Origin of the sequence: Phenylobacterium sp., assembly GCF_036264965.1 — a bacterium.
Taxonomy (GTDB): Bacteria; Pseudomonadota; Alphaproteobacteria; order Caulobacterales; family Caulobacteraceae; genus Phenylobacterium.
The window spans coordinates 26,991-48,283 of the sequence record NZ_DATAPY010000113.1 but is presented as its reverse complement, the minus strand read 5'-3'; the positions used below and the strand labels follow the sequence as shown (position 1 = coordinate 48,283).

Annotated in this window: 19 protein-coding genes, 1 tRNA gene and 1 pseudogene; 7 read left to right on the top strand and 14 right to left on the bottom strand. The window is 68.8% G+C overall.

The genetic code is table 11. The features are described 5' to 3' along the window. Positions 1-281 (bottom strand): annotated as a pseudogene (locus VHS75_RS14785) (hypothetical protein); the annotation flags it as partial. Between the two features lie 326 nt (positions 282-607). Here VHS75_RS14785 and VHS75_RS14780 point away from each other — a divergent pair. Continuing rightward, positions 608-1,333 carry a hypothetical protein gene (locus VHS75_RS14780; protein ID WP_329639376.1) on the top strand — a complete coding sequence of 242 codons (726 nt, stop codon included), beginning with the start codon at positions 608-610 and terminating at the stop codon, positions 1,331-1,333. Positions 1,334-1,346: 13 nt separating this feature from the next. Here VHS75_RS14780 and VHS75_RS14775 read toward each other — a convergent pair whose 3' ends face one another. The 4 genes from VHS75_RS14775 to VHS75_RS14760 form a co-directional block, all read right to left on the bottom strand. Continuing rightward, positions 1,347-2,897 carry a HAMP domain-containing sensor histidine kinase gene (locus VHS75_RS14775; protein WP_329639375.1) on the bottom strand — a complete coding sequence of 517 codons (1,551 nt, stop codon included), beginning with the start codon at positions 2,895-2,897 and terminating at the stop codon, positions 1,347-1,349. Then, positions 2,894-3,625, bottom strand: a complete 732-nt coding sequence (locus VHS75_RS14770) for a response regulator (protein WP_329639374.1) — start codon at positions 3,623-3,625, stop codon at positions 2,894-2,896. Before VHS75_RS14770 ends, VHS75_RS14775 begins: the two co-directional genes overlap by 4 nt. A gap of 111 nt (positions 3,626-3,736) precedes the next feature. Next, positions 3,737-4,297, bottom strand: a complete 561-nt coding sequence (locus VHS75_RS14765; RefSeq protein WP_329639373.1) for a Spy/CpxP family protein refolding chaperone — start codon at positions 4,295-4,297, stop codon at positions 3,737-3,739. A gap of 158 nt (positions 4,298-4,455) precedes the next feature. Continuing rightward, positions 4,456-5,220, bottom strand: a complete 765-nt coding sequence (locus VHS75_RS14760; protein WP_329639384.1) for an EF-hand domain-containing protein — start codon at positions 5,218-5,220, stop codon at positions 4,456-4,458. Between the two features lie 411 nt (positions 5,221-5,631). On the opposite strand from VHS75_RS14760, the gene VHS75_RS14755 reads away from it, so the two are divergent. Then, positions 5,632-8,718: an autotransporter outer membrane beta-barrel domain-containing protein gene (locus VHS75_RS14755; RefSeq protein WP_329639372.1), complete on the top strand. Its 3,087-nt coding sequence runs from the start codon at positions 5,632-5,634 to the stop codon at positions 8,716-8,718. Positions 8,719-8,782: 64 nt separating this feature from the next. Here VHS75_RS14755 and VHS75_RS14750 read toward each other — a convergent pair. From VHS75_RS14750 to dnaK, 3 genes are all read right to left on the bottom strand, one after another. Continuing rightward, positions 8,783-8,859 (bottom strand) — tRNA-Arg (locus tag VHS75_RS14750). An 80-nt stretch (positions 8,860-8,939) separates the two neighbouring features. Continuing rightward, the gene (dnaJ, locus tag VHS75_RS14745) at positions 8,940-10,094 is read right to left on the bottom strand and encodes a molecular chaperone DnaJ (RefSeq protein ID WP_329639371.1); all 1,155 of its coding nucleotides are present in this window, start codon (positions 10,092-10,094) and stop codon (positions 8,940-8,942) included. A gap of 193 nt (positions 10,095-10,287) precedes the next feature. After that, positions 10,288-12,225, bottom strand: a complete 1,938-nt coding sequence (gene dnaK, locus VHS75_RS14740) for a molecular chaperone DnaK (protein ID WP_329639370.1) — start codon at positions 12,223-12,225, stop codon at positions 10,288-10,290. A 367-nt stretch (positions 12,226-12,592) separates the two neighbouring features. Here dnaK and VHS75_RS14735 point away from each other — a divergent pair, with 367 nt between their 5' ends. Then, positions 12,593-13,453: a dienelactone hydrolase family protein gene (locus VHS75_RS14735; RefSeq protein WP_329639369.1), complete on the top strand. Its 861-nt coding sequence runs from the start codon at positions 12,593-12,595 to the stop codon at positions 13,451-13,453. A 33-nt stretch (positions 13,454-13,486) separates the two neighbouring features. Here the strand turns inward: VHS75_RS14735 and VHS75_RS14730 are convergent, their stop codons facing one another. Beyond that, on the bottom strand, positions 13,487-13,894 hold the full coding sequence (locus tag VHS75_RS14730) for a hypothetical protein (RefSeq protein ID WP_329639368.1): 408 nt from the start codon (positions 13,892-13,894) through the stop codon (positions 13,487-13,489). Positions 13,895-14,017: 123 nt separating this feature from the next. Here VHS75_RS14730 and VHS75_RS14725 point away from each other — a divergent pair, with 123 nt between their 5' ends. Then, positions 14,018-16,366 (top strand): DNA translocase FtsK, encoded by a 2,349-nt coding sequence (locus VHS75_RS14725; protein ID WP_329639367.1) that lies wholly within the window; start codon positions 14,018-14,020, stop codon positions 16,364-16,366. Positions 16,367-16,376: 10 nt separating this feature from the next. On the opposite strand, the gene VHS75_RS14720 is transcribed toward VHS75_RS14725, so the two are convergent. Both VHS75_RS14720 and VHS75_RS14715 read right to left on the bottom strand, forming a co-directional pair. Continuing rightward, on the bottom strand, positions 16,377-16,841 hold the full coding sequence (locus VHS75_RS14720; RefSeq protein ID WP_329639366.1) for an SRPBCC family protein: 465 nt from the start codon (positions 16,839-16,841) through the stop codon (positions 16,377-16,379). Continuing rightward, positions 16,834-17,178, bottom strand: a complete 345-nt coding sequence (locus VHS75_RS14715) for a metalloregulator ArsR/SmtB family transcription factor (protein ID WP_329639365.1) — start codon at positions 17,176-17,178, stop codon at positions 16,834-16,836. Before VHS75_RS14715 ends, VHS75_RS14720 begins: the two co-directional genes overlap by 8 nt. Before the next feature lie 72 nt (positions 17,179-17,250). On the opposite strand from VHS75_RS14715, the gene VHS75_RS14710 reads away from it, so the two are divergent. From VHS75_RS14710 to VHS75_RS14700, 3 genes are all read left to right on the top strand, one after another. After that, positions 17,251-17,964 (top strand): ribonuclease T2, encoded by a 714-nt coding sequence (locus VHS75_RS14710; RefSeq protein ID WP_329639364.1) that lies wholly within the window; start codon positions 17,251-17,253, stop codon positions 17,962-17,964. A gap of 74 nt (positions 17,965-18,038) precedes the next feature. After that, a complete protein-coding gene (locus VHS75_RS14705) occupies positions 18,039-18,677 on the top strand; it encodes an outer membrane lipoprotein carrier protein LolA (protein ID WP_329639363.1) in 639 nt (212 codons plus the stop codon). A 238-nt stretch (positions 18,678-18,915) separates the two neighbouring features. Next, a complete protein-coding gene (locus VHS75_RS14700; RefSeq protein ID WP_329639362.1) occupies positions 18,916-19,722 on the top strand; it encodes an exodeoxyribonuclease III in 807 nt (268 codons plus the stop codon). Here the strand turns inward: VHS75_RS14700 and VHS75_RS14695 are convergent. The 3 genes from VHS75_RS14695 to VHS75_RS14685 are packed head-to-tail and all read right to left on the bottom strand — an operon-like array spanning position 19,719 to position 21,256. After that, a complete protein-coding gene (locus VHS75_RS14695; RefSeq protein WP_329639361.1) occupies positions 19,719-20,132 on the bottom strand; it encodes a type II toxin-antitoxin system VapC family toxin in 414 nt (137 codons plus the stop codon). The two genes, VHS75_RS14700 and VHS75_RS14695, sit on opposite strands and share 4 nt — an antisense overlap. After that, positions 20,129-20,518 (bottom strand): DUF7662 domain-containing protein, encoded by a 390-nt coding sequence (locus tag VHS75_RS14690; protein WP_329639360.1) that lies wholly within the window; start codon positions 20,516-20,518, stop codon positions 20,129-20,131. The genes VHS75_RS14695 and VHS75_RS14690 overlap by 4 nt, the downstream gene beginning before the upstream one ends. Positions 20,519-20,572: 54 nt before the next feature. Next, positions 20,573-21,256 (bottom strand): response regulator transcription factor, encoded by a 684-nt coding sequence (locus VHS75_RS14685; protein WP_329639383.1) that lies wholly within the window; start codon positions 21,254-21,256, stop codon positions 20,573-20,575. Positions 21,257-21,293 lie beyond the last annotated feature (37 nt).

Genomic DNA, 21,293 nt, shown 5'->3' with positions numbered 1-21,293 from the left:
AGGTTGGTCACCGCCACGCCCACCGCCTGAGAGGCGACCTCGTCGAAGCTGCGTCCGCCGAGCGCGTCCACGTCGGTGGCCGAGAGCACGCTGATGGCCGAGGCGGTGTGGGACAGCAGCTCCGGACGCTTTTCCGCGGTCACCACCAGCTCATCGAGCCGCGGCGACGGCGCGGTCTCCGAGGCGCCGCTGCCGGCCGCCGCGACGGGCGCAGCGAACGGCCGCGCCACGATCCGGAAGCTCTTCGCGTCGAGCATCTCGAAGCCGCAACCTGCCGGCAACAGGGCGCCCAGCGCCTGAGAAGGCGGCAAGGCGCCGGAAACCGGCCGCGACCGGCCGCTGCAACCGGCGACCGGCAAGCCGCCCACCGAGACCCCGCCTTGCACTGCAAAGCGAACGAGAGCAGCTTCCAGAGGCTCTGCGGGGAGACGGAAGACCCTTGTTTCAGCAGCCCATCCCACGCCCGGCGCCGCGCTGGCGGCCAGCAGCACGAGCCCGCTGGCCGAGGCTGCGGCCAGACGGCGCCTTGCATTTGCCGGCCTGAGGTGGTTGTCGATGGGCGACGTCATTCAGGCGTGAGCTCCCCCGGGGCGAGGCGACCAGATCAATGCATAGAAGTCCACTGGCCTTGCTCGACCCTCCTGGCGAGACCGCGTCCGTGATCGCCGCCGCGCGCGACGCCTGTCGCGACAGCTTCGCCAAAAGCCTCGCCGCTGCGCGCCCGCAGGACAAACCCTACCGCCATTGGATCCTGCGGGACGTCCTGCCCGCCTCCGTGGCCGCGGCTATGGACGCCCTGCCCTTTCCCGCGCCGGCGCTGAACGGCGTATCCGGCTCGCGCGAAATCCACAACAACACGCGCACATATGTCGATGCTCAGGCCATCGCCAAGCACGGCGTGTGCGCCGCCGTGGCCGAGGCCTTCCAGCATCCCGACACCGTGGCCACGGTCGAGGCCGTGACCGGCGCCCGCCTCGACGGCTGCTGCCTGCGCATCGAATATGCGCAGGACACCGACGGGTTCTGGCTGCAGCCGCATACCGACCTCGGCGTCAAGAAGTTCACCCTGCTCTACTACCTCGGCCCCGACGGCCAGCCGGACCTGGGCACGGACGTCTACAGCGACGGCCAGACCTGGGCCCACCGCGCGCCGTTCGAAGTCGGCGCCGCGCTGGCCTTCGTACCCTCCGACCGCACCTGGCACGGCTTCGAGCCGCGGCCGATCCCGGTCGTGCGCAAATCGCTGATCGTCAACTATGTCACCGCCGAGTGGATGGCCCGCGAGCAACTGGCCTATCCGGACACCCCGGTCACCGGCCGCAAGACGGACTGACCTCACCCCACGTTTAGGCCGCCGCGGGCAGGGTGACGACCGCGGTCGTGCCGCCGGGTTTCGATGTCAGCTCCACGTCGCCGCCGTGGGCGCGCGCCGTCGAGCGGGCGATCGGCAGGCCCAGGCCCACTCCGCCGTTGTCCAGATTGCGCGAGGCGTCGGTGCGGTAGAACGGCTGGAACACCCGTCCCAACTCGTCCGGCGACAGGCCGGGACCCGCATCGACGATCTCCACCACCGCCGCGCCGCCGGTCTGGCGCACATTGATCCGCGCCTCGCCGCCGTATTTCACCGCATTGTCCACCAGGTTCGAGAACAGCCGCTGCAGGGCGACGGGATCGCCGTCGACCGTGACCGTCGCGGCGCCATCGATGATCTCCACCTGACCGCCGACCATGGCCGCGTCATCGGCCACGCATTCGATCAACGACAGCAGGTCGAGCTTCTCGCGGCGGCGCGGCTGGCCCTCGTCGCGGATGAAGGCCAGCACGCCACCGATCATCTGTTCCATCTGGTCGATGTCGGAGAGCACGGAGGCTTTCAACTGTGGCGGCGCCGCCTCCAACTTGAAGCGGATGCGCGCCAGCGGCGTGCGCAGGTCGTGCGAGATCGCGCCCACCATGGCCGTGCGGTCGTTGATGTAGCGCTTCAGCCGGGCCTGCATCTCGTTGAAGGCGTGGGCGGCCGCGCCCACTTCGGCGGGACCCTTCAAGGTCATCTGCGGTGCGTGCGGGTCGCGCCCCAAGGTCTCGGCGGCCTCGGCGAACCGCTTCAGGGGCGCGGAAATGCGGCGTGAGAACAGATAGCCGGCCGAGGCCACCAGCAGGAACCCGCCCAGGAGCCAGGCGGACGCCTGCATCTGCCAGGCCGAGGGGAAGGCCTCGGGCGTGGAGTGGACGACGGTCCAGGTCCCGTTGTCGGCCTGCAGCGCCGCCGAGAAATCGCCGAAGATCGGCATCTCCCCGCCGCCGAACCGCCGGCGGCCATAGCCGCGCGTCCAGCCGTTTTGGCCCTCCGCCCCAGAGCCGGGAACCGCGTCCGCGCGCCCTTGGGCCGGCGGCGTTCCCTGGAGCCCGGCGGTCTCCGCGCCGGCGCCATCGGCTGGGCCGTGATCCATTTCGAAGGGCGAGGCGCCCATGGGCCCGCCGCGGTCCGGCCCGCGCGGCGGCGGGGCCCCGGTGACGGCGCGGCGCAGGCGCCAGAGCGGCGAGCCGTTCTGCTCCTCCAGCCGAACGCGGCTCTCCGGCGCGCCCAGTGTGCGGGCCAGCGCGGCCAGGGTGCCTTTATGCTCCCGGTGCGGAGCCACCAGCTCGGAGGGCAGGCTTGCGGCCGTGGTGCGGATCAACGGACGCCCGAAGCCGGTCTTCAAGGCGCCACCGCGGATCGCCGCGGCCACATCGGCCACCCGGTAGGCCGGCGGGCGAGGCGGTGGGATCAGCAGGATGACGCCGAAGCTGATCGCCTGGGCGACCAGCAGGCTCGCCACCAGCAGGACCACCAGCTGCAGGCTGATCGGCGCCCGCGGCCACGCGCGGCGCGGCGCGGCGGCGGGCGTGTCGGTCACGCCCGGGTGACCTTGGCGTCGAACAGATAGCCGGCGCCGCGGTAGGTCTTGATGATCTCGCCCTCGACGCAGGCGTGCAGCTTGCGGCGCAAGCGGCTGATCTGCACGTCGACGGCGCGGTCGAACACCTCGGTCTGCGAGCCGCGCGCCTGTTCCAGCAGCTGGTCGCGCGACAGGATCCGCTGCGGGTTCTCCAGGAACACGCTGAGCAGGGAGAACTCCCCACCGGTGAGCAGGATGGTGGTGCCGTTGGGCGCGCGCAACTGGCGGCGCAGGGTGTCCACCACGAAGCCCTGGAAGTGATAGGTCTTGCCCCGGCGGGGCGCGCCGCCGCGCACCTCGTCCAGCCGGCGGAACACCGCGCGGACCCGGGCCAGCAGCTCCCGGGGGCTGCAGGGCTTGGGCAGGTAGTCGTCAGCGCCCAGCTCCAGGCCCAGCACCCGGTCGACCTCGTCGCCCATGGCGCTGACCATGACGATGGCCGGCCCGCCGGTCTCCGACAGCCGCCGGCAGATCGACAGCCCATCCTCGCCCGGCAGCATGACATCGAGGACGATCAGATCGATGGGCGCGGCCGCCAGGGCCGCCTCCATCGTGGCCGCGTCGCTGGCCGCATGCAGCTGGTAGCCGTGCTCTTGCAGATAGCCCACCACCTGCTCGCGCAGCTCGGAATCGTCGTCGACCACTAGGATGTGGCGGGCGGGCAGGACGCTGGCTTGAGTGTTCATGGCCTTTCCTCGCCAAGGATTGTGTCGCAGCGACAACGGCGACGCCACATTCCTCCCACAGTGCGTCCGGGTGAAGCGGAATCCGGCTCACCCGTCCGAGGCGCCCGGCGGCTACTCGTCGCGGGGCGGCGGGCCGCCGGGCCGGCCGGGACCGCCCATTGGCCCGTGCATGCCGCCGAAGCCGTGATGGCCGAAGCCGCCGTGCTCGTGGCCGCCCTGCATCCGCTGCAGGGCGTCGAACACCTGGCGCTGGTCGGGGCTGAGCGCGGCGTAGAAGGCGCGCAGCGCCTCGGCGTGCGCCTTGCGCCGAGCTTCATGTTCCGCATCGCGTCGCGCCATTTCGTCGAGGCGTTGCGGCGTGGTCATGGCCATCGGCGGCGCGCCGGGCGGACCGCGGTGCTCGCCGGGCGGCTTGCCGCCGCCCTCAGGCCGCTTGTGCGAGGCGAGGAAGGCGGTGAGGGCGGGCTCCTGGTCAGGCCGCAGACGCAGCACCGTGCGTAGGTCGGCGGCGCGCTGGCGCTCGTGCGCCTCGCGCATCTCCTGCATCCTCGCGTGCATCTGATCGGGGGTCGGGCGTTGGCCGCGGTGCTCGTCCTGAGCCCATGCGGCGGGCGCCGCGATGGCGGCCGCGCTGAGCGCGACGAGGGCGGCTTGGCGGAAGTTCGATGGCATGAAGTCTATTCCCTGCTTTGGTCCCGTCGCTTGATCGCACGGCGGCCGTCCAGGGGAATTTCGAGGCGTACGACGTCAGGGACACGCCGGCGAAACAGTGTGGCTTGGGGTGCGCCGCCGGCGTCTGGAGCCCGTTCTAGGCTCCGTCCGCGTCGGCGTCAGGCGCTGACGGTCGCCGGGTTGGACTGGGCGGTTTCCGCCCCGCCGCGGTGGTGCGCCGCCCGGAAGGCGTCGATGCCGGCGCTCAGTTCTGAGGCGCTGAGCGAACCGTCGCCGTTGCTGTCCAGGCTGTTGAAGGCCGAGGTCAGCGCATTCGTCGCAGTGGTGGATGAGCTCGAGGTGACGCCAAGGGCGTTCTCGATCTCCGTCATGCTCAGTTGGCCGTCGCTGTTGGTGTCGGCGGTCCCAAGGATCTGACTGGCTAGGTCGGTGCTGGAAGCGCCGCCCGCACCGCTCATGCCGCCGCCGCCGCCGCCGTGATGGTGGTGATGGTGGGCGCCCTGCGGCCCTTGGGCTCCCTGTTGCGCCGCGTTCTGGGCGCTAAGGTCATTGGTCAGCTCGGTGGCGCTGATTTCGCCGTCGCCATTGGTGTCGAGCTTAGCGAAGGCCGCGCTGAGCGGATCGGTCCCGGAGGCCGTGTCAGACCCCGAGGTGGTGTCGGCGCCGATCGCCTTCTCGATTTCCGAGAGGCTGAGCGAGCCGTCGCCGTTGGTGTCCGCCACACTGATGATCTTGGCGGCGACGCCGGAGGCGCTGGGCGGCGCTTCCTGCGCCGACAACAGCGAACTCAGGGTGTCCGACGCAAATTGGGCCGAGCTCAGGGTCGTGGTCTGGGCGGTGGCCGCCGGCGGCGTCGAACCGGTCGAAGATGTGGCGCCCGGCAGGTCTTGCCCGGCAGCCGGTTGCTGTGGCTGAAGGAGCATGTTCAAGAGGCGTTGGGCCTCACCGCCTCCGTAAGCTGTTGGAGTTGAAGATATTTGCATCTAAGCCTCGCATGAGGTTTCCGGGTCACGCGGCCGCTCCCCGGCAGCCGGGGATGATCGCGCGGCCTAAGCCCTGCAAATTTCGGGGGAATTGGACCTTCAGCCGATTGTTTCGGCGTGCGATACGAGAGTGAAACAAACAAGACGGCCGAGGCTGGCTGAAACGACTTATCTGTCGGCCTGGGTCATTCGCTGGACACAATCATGCTCGATCGATCGATCCGTCGTGAGGGATCAAAGTTGATGACTGGGTATTTTTCGCCGGACGCCGCCCGGAGCCTCGCCCAGGAGCCCCCGAGAGGGTCGGCGAACCGGCGAATCCTCGCGCGTGTCCTGTTGACTGGACCGGCCATGGTCAGCGCTTCAGCCCTGCTGTGGGCCGCGCCGGCCCTGGCCCAGACCGCCGCCACGTCGACGACGATCAGCGACAACAGGACCACGCCCGTCGTCACCTCGACCGCGGGCGATGTGACCATCAACTCGGGCGCCTCGATCAAGCCGCCGTCCGGCGCGGCGGTGACCCAGGACAGCAGCAACGCGGTCACCAACAACGGCGTGATCGAGTTCCAGAACCTGGACAACGTGACCGCCATCCTATCGAAGGGCGCCAACACCGGTTCGATCACCAACAACGGCACCCTCGAGGTGGATGACACCTCGACCACGACGACCGATTCGAACGGCATCGTGCATGGTCCCTTCGCCAGCGGGACCGGCCGCTTCGGCATCCGCGCCATCGGCCCGGGAACGCTGACCGCCGACATCTCGAACGGCCAGGTCGGCGCCATCACCATCAAGGGCGACAATTCGGCGGGGATATCGGTCGAGACCAACCTCGCCGGCGCGCTGAGCAATCTCGGCACGATCTCCGTCTCGGGGACCAACAGCTTCGGCATCCGCACCACCGGCGCGGTGAGCAACGGGGTGATCCTCAGCGGGACCTTGAGCGCCTCCGGCCAGGGGACCCAGGGCGTGAACCTCGGCGGCGACGTCACCGGGCAGGTGCTGATCAACGGCGCCATCAGCACCACCGGCTACCGCTACACGACGCGGTCGACCGACCCGACCTTCCTCGGCCACCTCACCGCCGACGACCTGCTGCAGAGCGGCGCGTCGGTCACCGTCGCCGGCAATGTCAGCGGCGGCATCCTGGTGGATGCGATCACCACCACCGACGCCACCACCGGGCTCGCCACCACCGTCGCCGGCTCGATCAGCTCGACCGCCGCGGCTCCGGCCCTGGTGGTGGGCGCGGGCAACGGCAAGAACATCGTCATCGGCAACGTCGGGACTGGCGTCGACGCCTTCGGCATCGAGATCAAGGGTTCGGTGGGCGGCAGCGGCGTCTATGACGGCGTGACCTCGACCGGCATGCAGATCGGCGTGGCCGGCGGCGGCACGGTCGACACCTCCGGCGGCATCCGTATCGTGGGTTCGGTCAGCGCGCAGTCCTTCGCCGCCAGCTCCACGGCGATCACCATGAACGGTGTCATCGTTCCGGTATTCCGCAACGAAGGCGGCATCGCCTCGGCAATGAATTCCGACGCCGCGGGCTCAGCCGCCACGGGCGTGATCATCGGCGCCGGTTCCATCGTATCGGTGTTCCAGAACGCCGCGACCCTGACCGCCTCTGTCGCGGGCCAGAAGGCCGACGTCGTCGCGCTGGTCGACAACTCCGGCACGCTGTCGGAGATCGAGAACATCGGCACGATCACCACGGCGCGCACGCTCTCGACCACCGGCGTCCCGGTCACCGGCCGCAACATCGCCCTGGACCTGCATTTCAACACCAGCGGCGTCCACCTGCTGCAGGACGAACCCACCGGCGACACCGACATTCCGGCCATCACCGGCGACGTCAAGCTGGGCTCCGGCGCCGACCGCGTGGAAATCCTGGCCGGCACGCTGACCGGCAACCTGGATCTCGGCGCCGGCGCGAACAGCCTGACCATCGACAACGGCGCGGCGGTCAAGGGCAACCTCGACGCCGCCGGCGGCACGGTCGCGCTTTCGGTCGTCAACGGCGCGCTGCAGATCAATGACGCCAGCCAGTTGAAGCTGACCAGCCTGAACCTGGGCGCGGCCTCCTCTCTGACTGTCACCGCCGATCCGGCCCTCGGCCAGGCCACCAACATGAACGTGGCCGGCGTGGCGACGATCGCCAGCGGCGCCAAGATCGGCGTGCGCCTGGCCTCCATCCTGCCCGGCACGGCCACCTACACCCTGATCCAGGCGACCCAACTCAGCTCCACCGCGGCGGATTCGACCCTGCTGGGCGCCTCGCCGTTCCTCTACAACACCAGCCTGACCACCAACGCCGCGGCGGGCACGATCAGCGCGACCTTGACCCGCAAGACGGCCGCCCAGCTCGGCCTGTCGTCGAACACGGCGGCGGCGTTCGAGCCCCTCCTCGCCAACATCAGCAAGGACACCGGCCTTGAAGGCGCGCTGCTGATCCAGACCGACCGGACCGGCCTGATCACCCTCTTCAACCAGCTCCTGCCCAACCACTCGGGCAGCGTGTTCAACACGGTCGCCGCCAGCGTCAGCGCCTTCGCCCGGCCGCTCGACGACCGGCAGGACCCGAAGGGCGGCGGCTTCTGGATGCAGGAGACCAACGCCGGCCTCTTCGCCAACGGCAAGAACGACGATCCGGGCTACAAGGCCTGGAGCTTCGGCGTGGTGGCCGGCTATGAGGTCCCGCGCACGCCGCTGGGCATCCTGGGCGCGACCTTCGGCGCCAGCACCGACCAGATCTATCCGGACAACGTCGACTCCGCCGAGGACCTGCACGCCAGCCTGGTCGACGCCGGGGTCTATTGGCGGGTGTCCAAGGGCGGCTTCTCGGCCAACGCCCGGGTTGGCGCCGACTATGTGAAGATCTCCAGCGATCGGGTGATCGACGTCCTGGGCGGCGACGGCCTGGCCGTGCACCGCTCCGCCACCGGCCGCTGGTCGGCCTTCGGCGTCAACGCTCGCGCCGCGGTCAGCTATGAGGCCCACTTGGCTGGCAACTTCTACATCCGCCCGCAGGGCAATCTCGAGTACATGCGCCTGGCGGAGGGTTCCTATAGCGAGACCGGCGGCGGCGACGGCATGGACCTCGCGGTCGCCTCGCGCACCTCCTCGCGCCTGACGGCCTTCGCCGGCGTCGCGGTGGGCGCGCTCTATGGTCCGGACAAGTCCTGGGGCCCGGAAGCGTTGGTCGGCTACAAGGCCGTCGCCAGCGACAACCTGGGCGTGACCACGGCCCGCTTCGTGTCCGGCGGCGACGCCTTCACCCTGCGCTCCGACGACATCTCCGGCCAGGGCCTCGCGGCGCACTTCTCGCTCAAGGGCGAGAACGGCTCCGGCGGCTTCGCGCTCGAGACCGGCGCCGAGGCCCGCGACGGCCTGAACATCTACGACCTGCGCCTGGCCGGCCACATCCAGTTCTAAGAGGGTTGGCCCGCGTCGCTTAGGGCGTGGGCGGCCGTCTGCCGGCTAAGGCCGCTGGATCTGCTGGCGCACCCGACACGATTCGAACGTGTGACCTTTGCCTTCGGAGGGCAACGCTCTATCCAGCTGAGCTACGGGTGCCAGTTCCAGCGGAGGCTTCCTCTAGCGGAAAGCCTGGGCGGCGCAAAGTCTTTCCCTCCCTTAATAGGGAGGGAAAGCGACTAGCCCTTGACGCTGTCCCAGAAGGTCTTGGCCTTGCCGGTGAAGCTGGCGTTCTTCGGATGCTGGGCGTCGCTGCAGAGGCCGGCGAATTCGCGCAGCAGCTCCTTCTGGCGCGGCGTCAGCTTGGCCGGGGTCTCGACGAACAGCTCGACCACCAGGTCGCCGCGGTCGCGCGAGCGCAGGGACGGCATGCCGCGGCCCTTCAGACGCACGGTCTTGCCGGTCTGCGAGCCCTCGGGGACCTTGACCGAGATCTTGCAGTTGCCGTCGCAGTTCTCGCCGCCCAGCAGGCAGGGCGCTTCGATCTCGCCGCCCAGGGCCGCGATGGTCATCGGCACCGGCATGGTGCAGAGCAGGTCCAGGCCGTCGCGCTCGAAGAGCTCGTGCGGCCGCACCGAGATGAAGATGTAGAGGTCGCCGCGCGGGCCGCCGCGCGAGCCCGCGTCGCCCTCGCCGGAGAGGCGGATGCGCGCGCCGTCATCGACGCCGGCCGGGATGCGCACCGACAGCACCCGCTCCTGGCGCACCTGGCCCATGCCGTGGCAATCGGCGCAGGGGTCGAGCACCAGACGGCCGGAGCCGCCGCAGCGCGGGCAGGCGCGTTCGATGGAGAAGAAACCCTGGGTGGCGCGCACCCGGCCCTGCCCGCCGCAGGCGTTGCAGGTCGTGGGGCTGGTTCCCGGCTTGGCGCCGGAGCCCTCGCAGGTCTCGCAGGTCAGCGCGGCGGGGATCTTCACCTCGACCTCGGCGCCGGCGTAGGCCTGCTCCAGCGTGATCTCCAGGTCGTAGCGCAGGTCCTGGCCGCGGGCCGGGCCGGAGCGCTGCTGGCCGCCGCGGCGGCCGCCGAACATGTCGCCGAAGACGTCGCCGAACACCTCGTTGAAGATGTCGCCCACGTCGTGGAACTGGGCCCCGCCCGGCCCGCCGCCCGCGCCGTTCACGCCCGCATGGCCGAACCGGTCATAGGCCGCGCGCTTCTGGGGATCGGAGAGGACCGAATAGGCCTCGTTGATTTCCTTGAACCGGCCCTCAGATTCCCCGCAACCGGCGTTGCGGTCGGGGTGGTGCTCCATGGCCAGCTTGCGGAAGGACGCCTTCAGCGCGCCCGCGTCGCAGGTGCGTTCGACACCGAGGATTTCGTAATAGTCGCGCATCAAACCGCCAGGAGTCTGGTGTGTGGCTTTTGAGAAGGTGGGAGAACCTCCGCCCGGCTACAAGACCCCAGTTCCAGAAGGAAATGGGCCGAGCGGGCGGAGGCCCCGTGTCGCGCAGAAGCGGCGGCGACGTCCCCAGTGACCATCTCATCGCAAAAGACGCTTGAGCTCGCCATGGGGCAGGTTGTCACGTTCACTTCTTGTGGTCGTCGCCGTCGACTTCCTCGAACTCGGCGTCGACCACGTCCTCGCCGCCGTGCCCATCTGAGTGGGGGCCGCCCGCTCGGGCGGCGTCCGCGTCGGAGGCCGGGCCTTCGCCGGTGTCCTGCTGGGCCTTGTACATGGCCTCGCCCAGCTTCATCGACGCCTGGATCAACGTCTGGGTCTTGGCCGAGATGACCTCGGCGTCAGCCCCGTCCACCACGCCCTTGAGATCGTCGAGGGCGGTCTGGATCGCGGCCTTTTCATCGGCGCTCACCTTGTCGCCATGTTCGGCCAGGGCTTTTTCGGTGGAGTGGATCACCGCGTCGGCCTGGTTCTTGGCCTCGACAGCGGCCTTGCGCTTCTCGTCGTCGGCCTTGTTGGACTCGGCTTCCTTCACCATGGCGTCGATGTCCTTATCCGAGAGGCCGCCGTTGGCCTGGATGCGGATCGACTGTTCCTTGCTGGTCGCCTTGTCGCGAGCGGAGACGTTGACGATGCCGTTGGCGTCGATGTCGAAGGTCACCTCGACCTGCGGCACGCCGCGCGGCGCGGGCGGCAGGCCCACCAGGTCGAACTGGCCCAGCATCTTGTTGTCCGACGCCATCGGCCGTTCGCCCTGGAACACCCGGATGGTCACCGCCGACTGGTTGTCGTCAGCCGTGGAGAAGGTCTGGCTGCGCTTGGTCGGGATGGTGGTGTTGCGCTCGATCAGCGGCGTGAACACCCCGCCCAGGGTCTCGATGCCCAGGGTCAGCGGGGTCACGTCGAGCAGCAGCACGTCCTTGACGTCGCCCTGAAGGACGCCGGCTTGGACAGCCGCGCCCAGCGCCACGACTTCGTCGGGGTTCACGCCGGTGTGCGGTTCACGGCCGAAGAAGGCCTTCACGGTCTCGATGACCTTGGGCATGCGGGTCATGCCGCCGACCAGGATCACTTCGTCGATCTCGGACTTCTTCAGGCCCGCGTCCTTCAGCGCCTGCTCGCAGGGGCCGATGGTCTTGGCCACCAGGTCCTCGACCAGGGCTTCCAGCTTGGCGCGGCTGAGCTTGATGTTCAGGTGCAGCGGACCGCTGGCGTTCATCGAGATGAACGGCAGGTTCAGCTCGTACTGGGCCGTGAAGGAGAGCTCCTTCTTGGCCTTTTCCGCCTCTTCCTTCAGGCGTTGCAGCGCCAGCTTGTCCTTGCGCAGGTCGACGCCCTGTTCCTTCTTGAACTCGTCGGCCAGGAAATCGACGATCCGCAGGTCGAAGTCCTCGCCACCCAGGAAGGTGTCGCCGTTGGTCGACTTCACTTCGAAGACGCCGTCGCCGATCTCCAGGATCGAGACGTCGAAGGTGCCGCCACCCAGGTCGTAGACGGCGATCTTCTTGCCGTCGTTCTTCTCAAGCCCGTAGGCGAGCGCCGCGGCGGTCGGCTCGTTGATGATCCGCAGGACTTCCAGGCCCGCGATCTTGCCGGCGTCCTTGGTCGCCTGGCGCTGGGCGTCGTTGAAATAGGCCGGGACGGTGATGACCGCCTTTTCGACCTTCTCGCCGAGGTGCTGCTCGGCGGCTTCCTTCATCTTCTGCAGGATGAAGGCCGACACCTGCTGGGGCGAATAGTCCTTGCCCTGGGCTTTCACCCACGCGTCACCGTTCGGGCCCTTGACGATGTCGTAGGGCACCATGCCCTTGTCCTTCTCCACCATCGGGTCGTCATAGTTGCGGCCGATCAGGCGCTTGATGGCGAACAGGGTGTTGGAGGGGTTGGTCACCGCCTGGCGTTTGGCCGGCTGGCCGACCAGCCGCTCGCCGTCTTCCAGGAAGGCGACGACGGACGGGGTGGTGCGCGCGCCTTCGGCGTTTTCGATCACCTTCGGCGTCTTGCCATCCATGATGGCGACGCACGAATTGGTCGTGCCGAGGTCGATACCGATAATCTTGCTCATTGAGAGTCTAGCTCGCTCCTTCAGTGGCGGACGTGGCGGGAGGCCTTCGAGTGAAGCGCCCTGGTCTTGCAACGTCCCCGGTTCGATCAGGTCTAGGCCGGGTTCCGCAGCGAAGGTCTACTCGCTTAGAGCCCGGCGTCGCCAGCCGATATGGGGAAAGCGCACGCGCCCGCAAGGGTGAAAGTCTCCAATCGCGCCAAGCACATGAGTCAATTGTTACGTCACTGCGACCCGATTCATGAGGCGAACCGCGCCACCGGCGGCTCCGTTGACCCCCGGTTTGGAAGCGACATGACTTTTGACTCCGTGTGTCCTGGCGCCGCAGTGTCGGCATAACAACCACAATTACCCCTTACGGAGGCTTACCTTGGTCACGCTCACCCGCGCCGAAGGCACCTGGACCGGCGATCTGGACCTGACCCGGCGCTCGATCGCGCTGGCCCTGGCCGGCGGCTATGCCGTGGCGGCCTATTCCGCCGACGCCGAGACGATCACCACCGACACCGCTGGCCTGGTCACCGAAACCGTCGAGATCCAGGCCGCCGACCGCAAGATCCCCGGCTTCCTGGCGCGACCCGCCGCTAAGGGGAAGCACCCGGTGATCTTCGTCAATTCCGAGGTCTTCGGCGTGCACGAGTGGGTCAAGGATATCTGCCGCCGCCTGGCCAAGGCCGGCTACGTGGCGCTGGCCCCCGACCTTTTCGTCCGCACCGGCGACCCATCGAAGACCACCGACATGACCGTGGTGATGAATATCGTGAAGGCGCAGCCCGAGGCGCAGGTGCTTGGCGACACGACCGCGTCGCTCAAATACCTGGCGGCCCAGCCCTATGCCGACATGAAGCGTCTCGGGACCACCGGCTTCTGCTGGGGCGGCGGGGCGGTCTGGCGCGACTGCGAGACCTTCCCCGAGTTCAAGGCCGGCGTGGCCTGGTACGGCCCGCTGAAGGCCGGCCCCTATCCGCGCGTCCCGCCGCTCGACGGGGTGAAGGACCTGAAGTGCCCGGTGCTCGGCCTCTACGGTGGCCAGGACAAAGGCATCCCGGCGGCGGACATCGAGGCCATGCGCGCCGCGCTCAAGGCCGCCGGCAAGGACGGCGAGATCATCGTCTATCCGGACAGCCAGCACGGCTTCCTGGCCGACTACCGCACCAGCTACGACCCTAAGGCCTCGGCCGACGCCTGGCCAAAGATGCTGGCCTTCTTCAAGAAGCACGGGGTGGCGTAGATTTCCTTCCCCTGACGGGGAGGGACGGACGTCCTAGTGCGGCGCCTCTTCCGGCGGGGGCGCCGGCGGCGTTTCGTTGGGCGCCGGGCCTGCCGCAGCCGCGCCGCCAGAGGCCGACGCGGGGCCCGGCGGGGCCGTCGCGGCGGCGGCCCTGGCCTCTTCGTCAGCCTCTTGCCTGGCTTCCTTGTCAGCCTCGAGCTTTTCCTTCTCCTCGGCCGTCAGTTCGCGGGGTGACGTCGCGCCTTCGATGCGGTCGGCGCTCAGCGGCACGGCGTCCGTCGCCACGACGGACGCGGCGCCCCCGGCGGCGGCGGGCCGTTCGCCCGGCATGCGCCCGCGCGACGGGGCGTTGACCACGCCCAGCGTGAAGGCGGAGAGCGCCACCAGGGCGAGCAGCACGCCCACGACCTGAAGCACGCGATGCGGCATCGTCCATTGCATGGGCGCGACCCTAATCCGCGGGCCTTGGCCCCGCAAATCGAGATCGCGGACCGGGCAAAGTAAATGCCGGTTAACCATCCCTGCGCGAAACAGGGCTGTTGATTTGAGTGGAGCGGCTTTGGCATGGCGCGGACGGCGCGGAAGACCGGCATGGCCCTGGTCTGGCACATCGCGGACCTCGCCTGGTCGCACCCGGGCACGGCGCGCCTGCGCGGCGGGTTCGCGGCTGCGTTCGGCGCGGCGCTGGCCGTGGCCTTCGCCACCTACAACGTCGCCGATCCGAGCCTGAACGCCGCGAGCCCCGCGGCGCCGACCAACGCCCTGGGCGCGCCCGGCGCGGCCCTGGCGGACCTGGGCGTCCAGTCCCTGGGTCTGGCCTGCGCCTTCCTTGCCTTGACCGTTGTCGTGCTCGGGCTCTGCCGCGCCGCGGCCAGTGAGCCGGCGGCCAGCCGCGACGCGCTGCGCCTGCGGGCGCTGATCGGCGTCGTCGGCGTGCTGGCGCTGGCCGCGGCCCTGGCCTGGCCCGCGCCGCCCGCCGCCTGGCCGCTGGCCAAGGGGCTCGGCGGCCTATGGGGCGACGCCCTGCTCACTGGCCTGTCGCGCCTGCTGGCCTACGCGCACCTGCCGCTGGCGCGGCCGATCGCTGCGGCGGCGTTCGCCGCCGTAGCCCTGACCGCGTTGGCCTACGCCATCGGCCTACGCCCCTCGGAGCTGCACACCCTGGGCGATTGGCTTTCCGTCGCCCTGACCCCGAAGCCGAAGCTGGCCGCCATCCCGCCGAAGCTTGAGCGCGCGGCGAAGGTCTCGTCCCGCGAGCGCCGCGAGGGCGGAATTCCGGACGCCGCGCTCGACCCCGCGCCCGTCGCCCTCAATCCCGGCGAGGGCCCCAAGGTCAAGGCGCCCAAGACCGGGCCCAAGGAGAGCCCGCGCGAGCAGCGCGAGGCGCAGTCGACCTTCGAGTTCGTCCGGCCCGGCGGCTTCCTGCTGCCCGAGCTCTCCATGCTGGCCAAGCCCAAGCCGCGCGCGGCCCAGTTCGACGAGGGCGCGCTGCGCCAGAACGCCCAGCTGCTGGAAAGCGTGCTGGCCGAGTTCGGGGTGAAAGGCACGGTCGACCAGATCCGGCCAGGTCCCGTGGTCACCCTGTACGAGCTGGTCCCGGCCGCCGGCGTGAAGTCGGCCCGCGTCGTGGCGCTGAGCGACGACATCGCGCGCTCGATGAGCGTCGCCGCCTGCCGCGTCTCGGTGGTGCCGGGCCGCAACGCCATCGGCATCGAGCTGCCCAACCAGAAGCGCGAGACCGTCTATCTGCGCGACCTGCTCGCCTCCTCCGAATATGAGCGCGGCGGCCAGACCCTGCCTATGGCGCTGGGCGAGACGATCGGCGGCGAGCCCTACATCGCCGACCTGGCCCGCATGCCCCACCTGCTGATCGCCGGCACCACCGGCTCGGGCAAGTCGGTGGGCGTCAACGCCATGATCCTGTCGATCCTCTATCGCCTGCCGCCGGACCAGTGCCGGATGATCATGATCGACCCGAAAATGCTGGAGCTATCGGTCTACGACGGCATCCCGCATCTGCTGGCGCCGGTGGTGACCGATCCGAAGAAGGCGATCGTCGCGCTGAAGTGGACCGTCCGCGAGATGGAGGATCGCTATCGCCGCATGTCGAAGATCGGCGTGCGCAACGTGGCCTCCTACAATGAACGCGCCAAGGAGGCCGCGGCCAAGGGCGAGCACTTCGAGCGCACCGTGCAGACCGGCTTCGACGAGGCGGGCCGCGCGATCTACGAAAGCGAGAAGATCACACCCGAGCCCATGCCCATGCTCGTGGTGATCATCGACGAGGTCGCCGACCTGATGATGGTGGCCGGCAAGGACATCGAAGGCGCCGTCCAGCGCCTGGCGCAGATGGCGCGGGCCGCCGGCATCCACCTGATCATGGCCACCCAGCGCCCGTCGGTCGACGTGATCACCGGCACCATCAAGGCCAACTTCCCGACCCGGATCTCCTTCCAGGTCACCTCCAAGATCGACAGCCGCACCATCCTGGGCGAACAGGGCGCCGAGCAGCTGCTGGGCCAGGGCGACCAGCTCTATATGGCCGGCGGCGGACGGATCACCCGCCTGCACGGACCTTTCGTCAGCGATGGAGAGGTCGAGGCGGTGGCCAAGTTCCTGCGCGAGCAGGGTCAGCCGCAATACCTCGAAGAAGTCACCGCCGCGCCGGACGAGGATGGCGAGGCGGGCGACCTGGGTCTTGGCGGCGGCGACGGGGACGGCAACGACCTCTACGACCGCGCCGTCGCCGTGGTCACCCGCGACGGCAAGGCCTCCACCAGCTACATCCAGCGCCGCCTGCAGATCGGCTACAACCGCGCCGCCTCGCTGATGGAGCGGATGGAGCAGCAGGGCGTGGTGGGCCCCGCCAACCACGCCGGCAAGCGCGAGATCCTGGTCTCCGCCGCGTCCTAGGGGTCGCGCCCTAAGCGTGGGCTTTCGGGTGATTGCGCACGCCGCTGAAGGGGTCGGGCATCGTTCGGCCGGTCTCGAGAAGTGACCTCAAGTTCGACAGCACCGCCGGCCAGCCGCCCGAGACGTCCTTCAAACTCTGGGCGTTCAGGTCGGTGTGGGTAATGGTGAGCCGCACCTTGCCGCCCAGCGCCTCGATGTCGATCGCCACCCGGGAGATCTGGTCGGGATCGGCCTGTGCTGACGGTGCAGCCCAGGTGATGACCAGCCGCCTCGGCGGATCGGCTTCCAGCACCTTGCCGATCACGTCGGCGGGACGGTCGGGGAACTTGTGCTCCCAGGTCGAGCCGACCTTCCAGTCGGAGACGTTCGAACGCTCCCAGTAGCTGGCGCTGATCTTCGCGTCGGTGATCGCCTCCCAGACCTTTTCCGCCGTGGTCACGATGTAGGTCACGTAGACGTAAGATGGCTTATCCATGTTCGTCTCCTTCGAGGCGTTGTTTCAGGTCGGCCAGGGCGTCGAGCCGGGGCCGTTCGAACTTCGCGATCCAGCGGGCATGGGCCTCGTGGATCGGCACGGGGTTCAGGTAGTGCAGTTTCTCGCGCCCCTTCCGGACGGTGGCGACGAGGTTGGCGGCTTCCAGAACGCTGAGGTGCTGGCTGACCGCCTGACGGGTCATGTCCAGGCGCGCGGCCAGAGCGCCCAGGGTCTGGCCGGGTTCGCGGAACAGGTCGTCCAGCAGCGAGCGGCGGCTCGCGTCCGCCAGCGCCTTGAAGACCCGGTCCATCTCATCGCCCATGCCGCCAATATGCAAGAAATTACTTGCATGTCAAATCCGGCAGGCCGTGGGCTGACGCGGGACGTGCGCCTCGCCTAGGATGACGTCATGCGCTTACTCGCCCTCGCGATCGCCCTCACCGCCACGGCCGCGCCGGCGCTCGCCGCGCCGGTCTGCACGCCGCCGCCGGGGCTGACGCCAGCGCCGGCGCTTAACCCGCGGCCGGATGAGATCGTGCGCGGCGTGACCGTCGCCTACTATGTGCTGGCTCTGACCTGGACGCCGGAATGGTGCCGCTCCGGCGGATCGGGCGCGGACGCTAAGCAGATGGAATGCGGCCGGCCGTTCGGCTTCACCCTGCACGGTCTGTGGCCGGACGGCGCGCGGCCACCGTTTCCGCGGTTCTGCCAGCCGGCCGGCGCGCTCGACCCGGCGACCATGCGCGGGATGTATTGCCGAACGCCGTCGCCGATCCTGCTGCAGCATGAGTGGCAGGCGCACGGGACCTGCGCCGCCTGGGCAAGCCCGCAAGCCTATTTCGCCCAGGCCTCGGCGCTGTTCGACCGGCTGACAATTCCGAAGATCGAGCAGATCCCTGCCGCCGAGCTAACCGCCGGCGCCGTGCGCACGGCCTTCGTGGCGAAGAACCCAGGGCTCAACCCCGACGGGGTCTATGTCCAGACCCAGCGTGCGTCAGGGGCGTTGAACGAGGTGCGGATCTGCTACGACCTGAAGTTCAAGCCTATGGCCTGCCCCGGCGGCGGCGGCGCGCCGAACGGCGTCCATATGACGCTGGCGCCCAGCCGGACGGGCGCCTTCTGAGCCCTGGCGCGTTTCACATCGCCTTGCCGCCGCCACCCGGCGCAGCCACCTTCGTCCTTATGAGACCTCCGATCATGACCACCCGCCGCCTGCTGCTCGCCATGACCGCGGCCGCCGCGCTGACGCCCGCCGCGGTTCTGGCCGCGACCCCAGCGCCGGCTATCTCCGCCGAGGAGCAGGCGCTGGTCGACAAGGCGGTGGCCTATCTGCAAGGGCTCGGCGAGGCCAAGGGCCGCTTCACCCAGACCGATCCGCGCGGCGCGGTGACCACCGGCGAACTGTTCCTCAAGCGTCCCGGCAAGGCGCGCTTCGCCTATGACCCGCCGGCGGGCCTGCTGGTCGTCTCCGACGGCGGCCGGGTGATCGTCTCCGACAGCCGGCTGAACACCTTCACCGCCTATCCGCTCGGCGCGACGCCCCTGTCGCTGTTCCTCGCGAAGACCATCCGCCTGGACAAGGGCGTGCAGGTGACCCGCGTCACCCGCGCCGCCGACGGTTTTTCGATCACCGCCCGCGACGGCAAGCGCGAGACCGCCGGCCAGATCATGCTGAGCTTCAAGGACAATCCCATGTCGCTGGTGGCCTGGGCGGTGACTGACGCGCAGGGGCACACGACCCAGGTCCGTATCAACGGCCTGCAGGCGACCTCCGGCCTCGACCCGGCGCTGTTCGTGCTCAGGGACCCGCGCCCCAAACCGGCGACTCAGGGCTGATTGTGACGAATTCATCACGGGCAAGGGCTAACTCTTGGGTGCTTGACTTTTGTATTCCCTGTGGCGTTAATGACACTATCTCGTCGGCGCGCGTACGCGCAGACGGAATCCGTGCCGGAACCTATCCCCTCCCGGCGGCGGCATGAGAGACCACTTCAACGCCCGGGCTTCTCCAGTGCCCGGGCGTCCCTTTATCCGCTCCATTCCCATATGAGACGGCCACCCTTAAGGGAGCGGCATGCGCCTTCGAATCTGCACCTGGAACGTCAACTCCGTGCGCCTGCGGGCCGAACAGGCGGCCCGCTTCGTGGCCGAGCAGGCGCCGGACGTCCTGTGCCTGCAGGAGATCAAGTGCCGTGAGGGCGAGTTCCCGCGTCAGGCCTTCATCGACATGGGCCTGCCGCACCTGAAGATCGCCGGCCAGAAGGGCTGGCACGGCGTCGCCATCGCCTCGCGCCTGCCGCTGGAGGAGGCTCCGCCGCTGGACGTCTGCCGCGAAGGCCACGCCCGCTGCGTCGGCGCGACGGTGCAGGGCGTCGAGATCCACAATTTCTACATCCCGGCCGGCGGCGACGTAGCTGACCGCGTCGAGAACCCGAAGTTCGATCACAAGCTCGACTTCTATGAGAAACTGACCGCCGAGCTTTCGAAGCGCGACCCCAAAGCGCCGCTGGCCATCGTTGGCGACCTGAACGTCGCGCCCGGCGAGAACGACGTCTGGAACCACAAGTACATGTCCAAGATCGTCAGCCACACGCCGGTGGAGATCGAAGCCATGTGGGCCCTCCACAAATCGCTCGGCTTTATCGACCTGACCCGCGAGGCCTATCCGGAGCCGCAGAAGCTGGCCTCGTGGTGGAGCTACCGCGCCCAGGACTTCCGCCAGTCCAACCGGGGCCTGCGCCTCGACCACATCCTGGTGACGCCCGGCCTGCGCGATGCGGCGTTCCGCCTGGGCTCGGCAGCGGCCCGCATCCACGACGACGTGCGCGAATGGGATCGGCCCAGCGACCACGCACCGGTCTCGGCGGATCTGGTACTCTAGCAGGCGACGGCCTGCAGATGACCGTTGGCGGCGAAATCCAGAAGCGGACGGTCGCGGGTCATCAGGCGATAGCCATAGGCGCGAGCGGTGGCGGCGATGATTCGGTCGGCTGGATCCCTTAGCCTTGGATCTGGAAGGAAGGACGCGGCGACCAGGATGCTGGGCGGCAAGGGGGACAACGTCATCCCGTCGTCGAGGGCCTCCTGGAACCAGGCCAGCGGGTCCGCCGCGAGTGTTAGCCGCCCTTTCGAGACGAGTTGGCCGATCTCCCACGCCGAGATGGGTGACACGACGATATGACCGTCAGTCCCGCCGGCTACTTTCAGCTCCGCCTCCGCCTCATTGCTGAGTTTGTCGCCGTTCAACGTCCAGATGAGCGCGCAGGTATCGAGGAGCAGCGGGCGGTTCATTCCCGCTCAGCATCCCAGATTTCGCCCGTGGGATTTGTAAGGTCCCACCCGGGCGCGACCCGCACGGTGCCAGCCATCTTCGCCCGCAGCCGCTCAAGCCATCCCGTTCGCGGACTCGGGGCGCCGGAGCGAGAAGCGGCACGAGACTCGACGCGCCGAAAAACCAGCTTCTCGCCGGCCGGGTCTACCTGTTCCGTCGTGAAACCCGCGTCGAGCCACGCCTGAGTCATCGTATTGTTCGACGGATTGTTGCTCCACCAGGCAGGATATTGCTTGGACTTCGGCAGAGGCGCTCCGACCAAGCGCTCGATGTCGGCAAAGGTCATCGGGACGCGCTCCGCGGCCTGGGCCTTCAGAAAGCCCTTCAACGGATCATACTTGCCCATGGCTACCCTCCTGAGCGGCAGGTAGTTTACTACAGTTGCATTAAAGGTGCAATTCTAGGGCGCAAGCTTGTACCCGCCGGCTTCCGTGAGCAGCAGCTTGGCGTTCGCCGGATCACTCTCGATCTTCTGGCGCAGGCGGTAGACGTGGGTTTCCAGGGTGTGGGTGGTGACGCCGGCGTTGTAGCCCCAGACCTCGGCCAGCAGCTCCTCGCGCGACACCGGCTTTTCCCCGGCGCGGTAGAGGTACTTCAGGATGTTGGTTTCCTTCTCCGTCAGGCGGATCTTTTTGCCCTGCGGATCGATCAGCATCTTGCCGGCCGGTCGGAACTCGTACGCCCCCAGGCGGAAGACCGCGCCTTCAGAGTGCTCGTAGTCGCGCAGCTGCACCCGGATGCGGGCCAGGAGGACGGCGAACTTATAGGGCTTGGTCACGTAGTCGTTGGCCCCGGCGTCGAGGCCGCGGACCGTGTCGTCGTCCTCGCCGGCGGCGGTCAGCATGATCACCGGCGTGGTGACGCCTCCGGCGCGCATCCGCCGGCAGGCCTCGCGGCCGTCGAAGTCCGGCAGGTCGACGTCGAGCAGGATCAGGTCCGGCCGCTCCGTCTCGGCGAGGCGCACGCCGTCGGCCGCCGTGGCCGCCTCCAGCGTGTCGAAGTCCTCTGATTGGAGCTGTTCGGCGACGGCTCCGCGCAGGTCCGCGTCGTCATCGACGATGAGGAGGGTCTTGCGTTGAGCCATGGCCGGAAGAACATGCACCGTGTCGCCGCTTGCGACC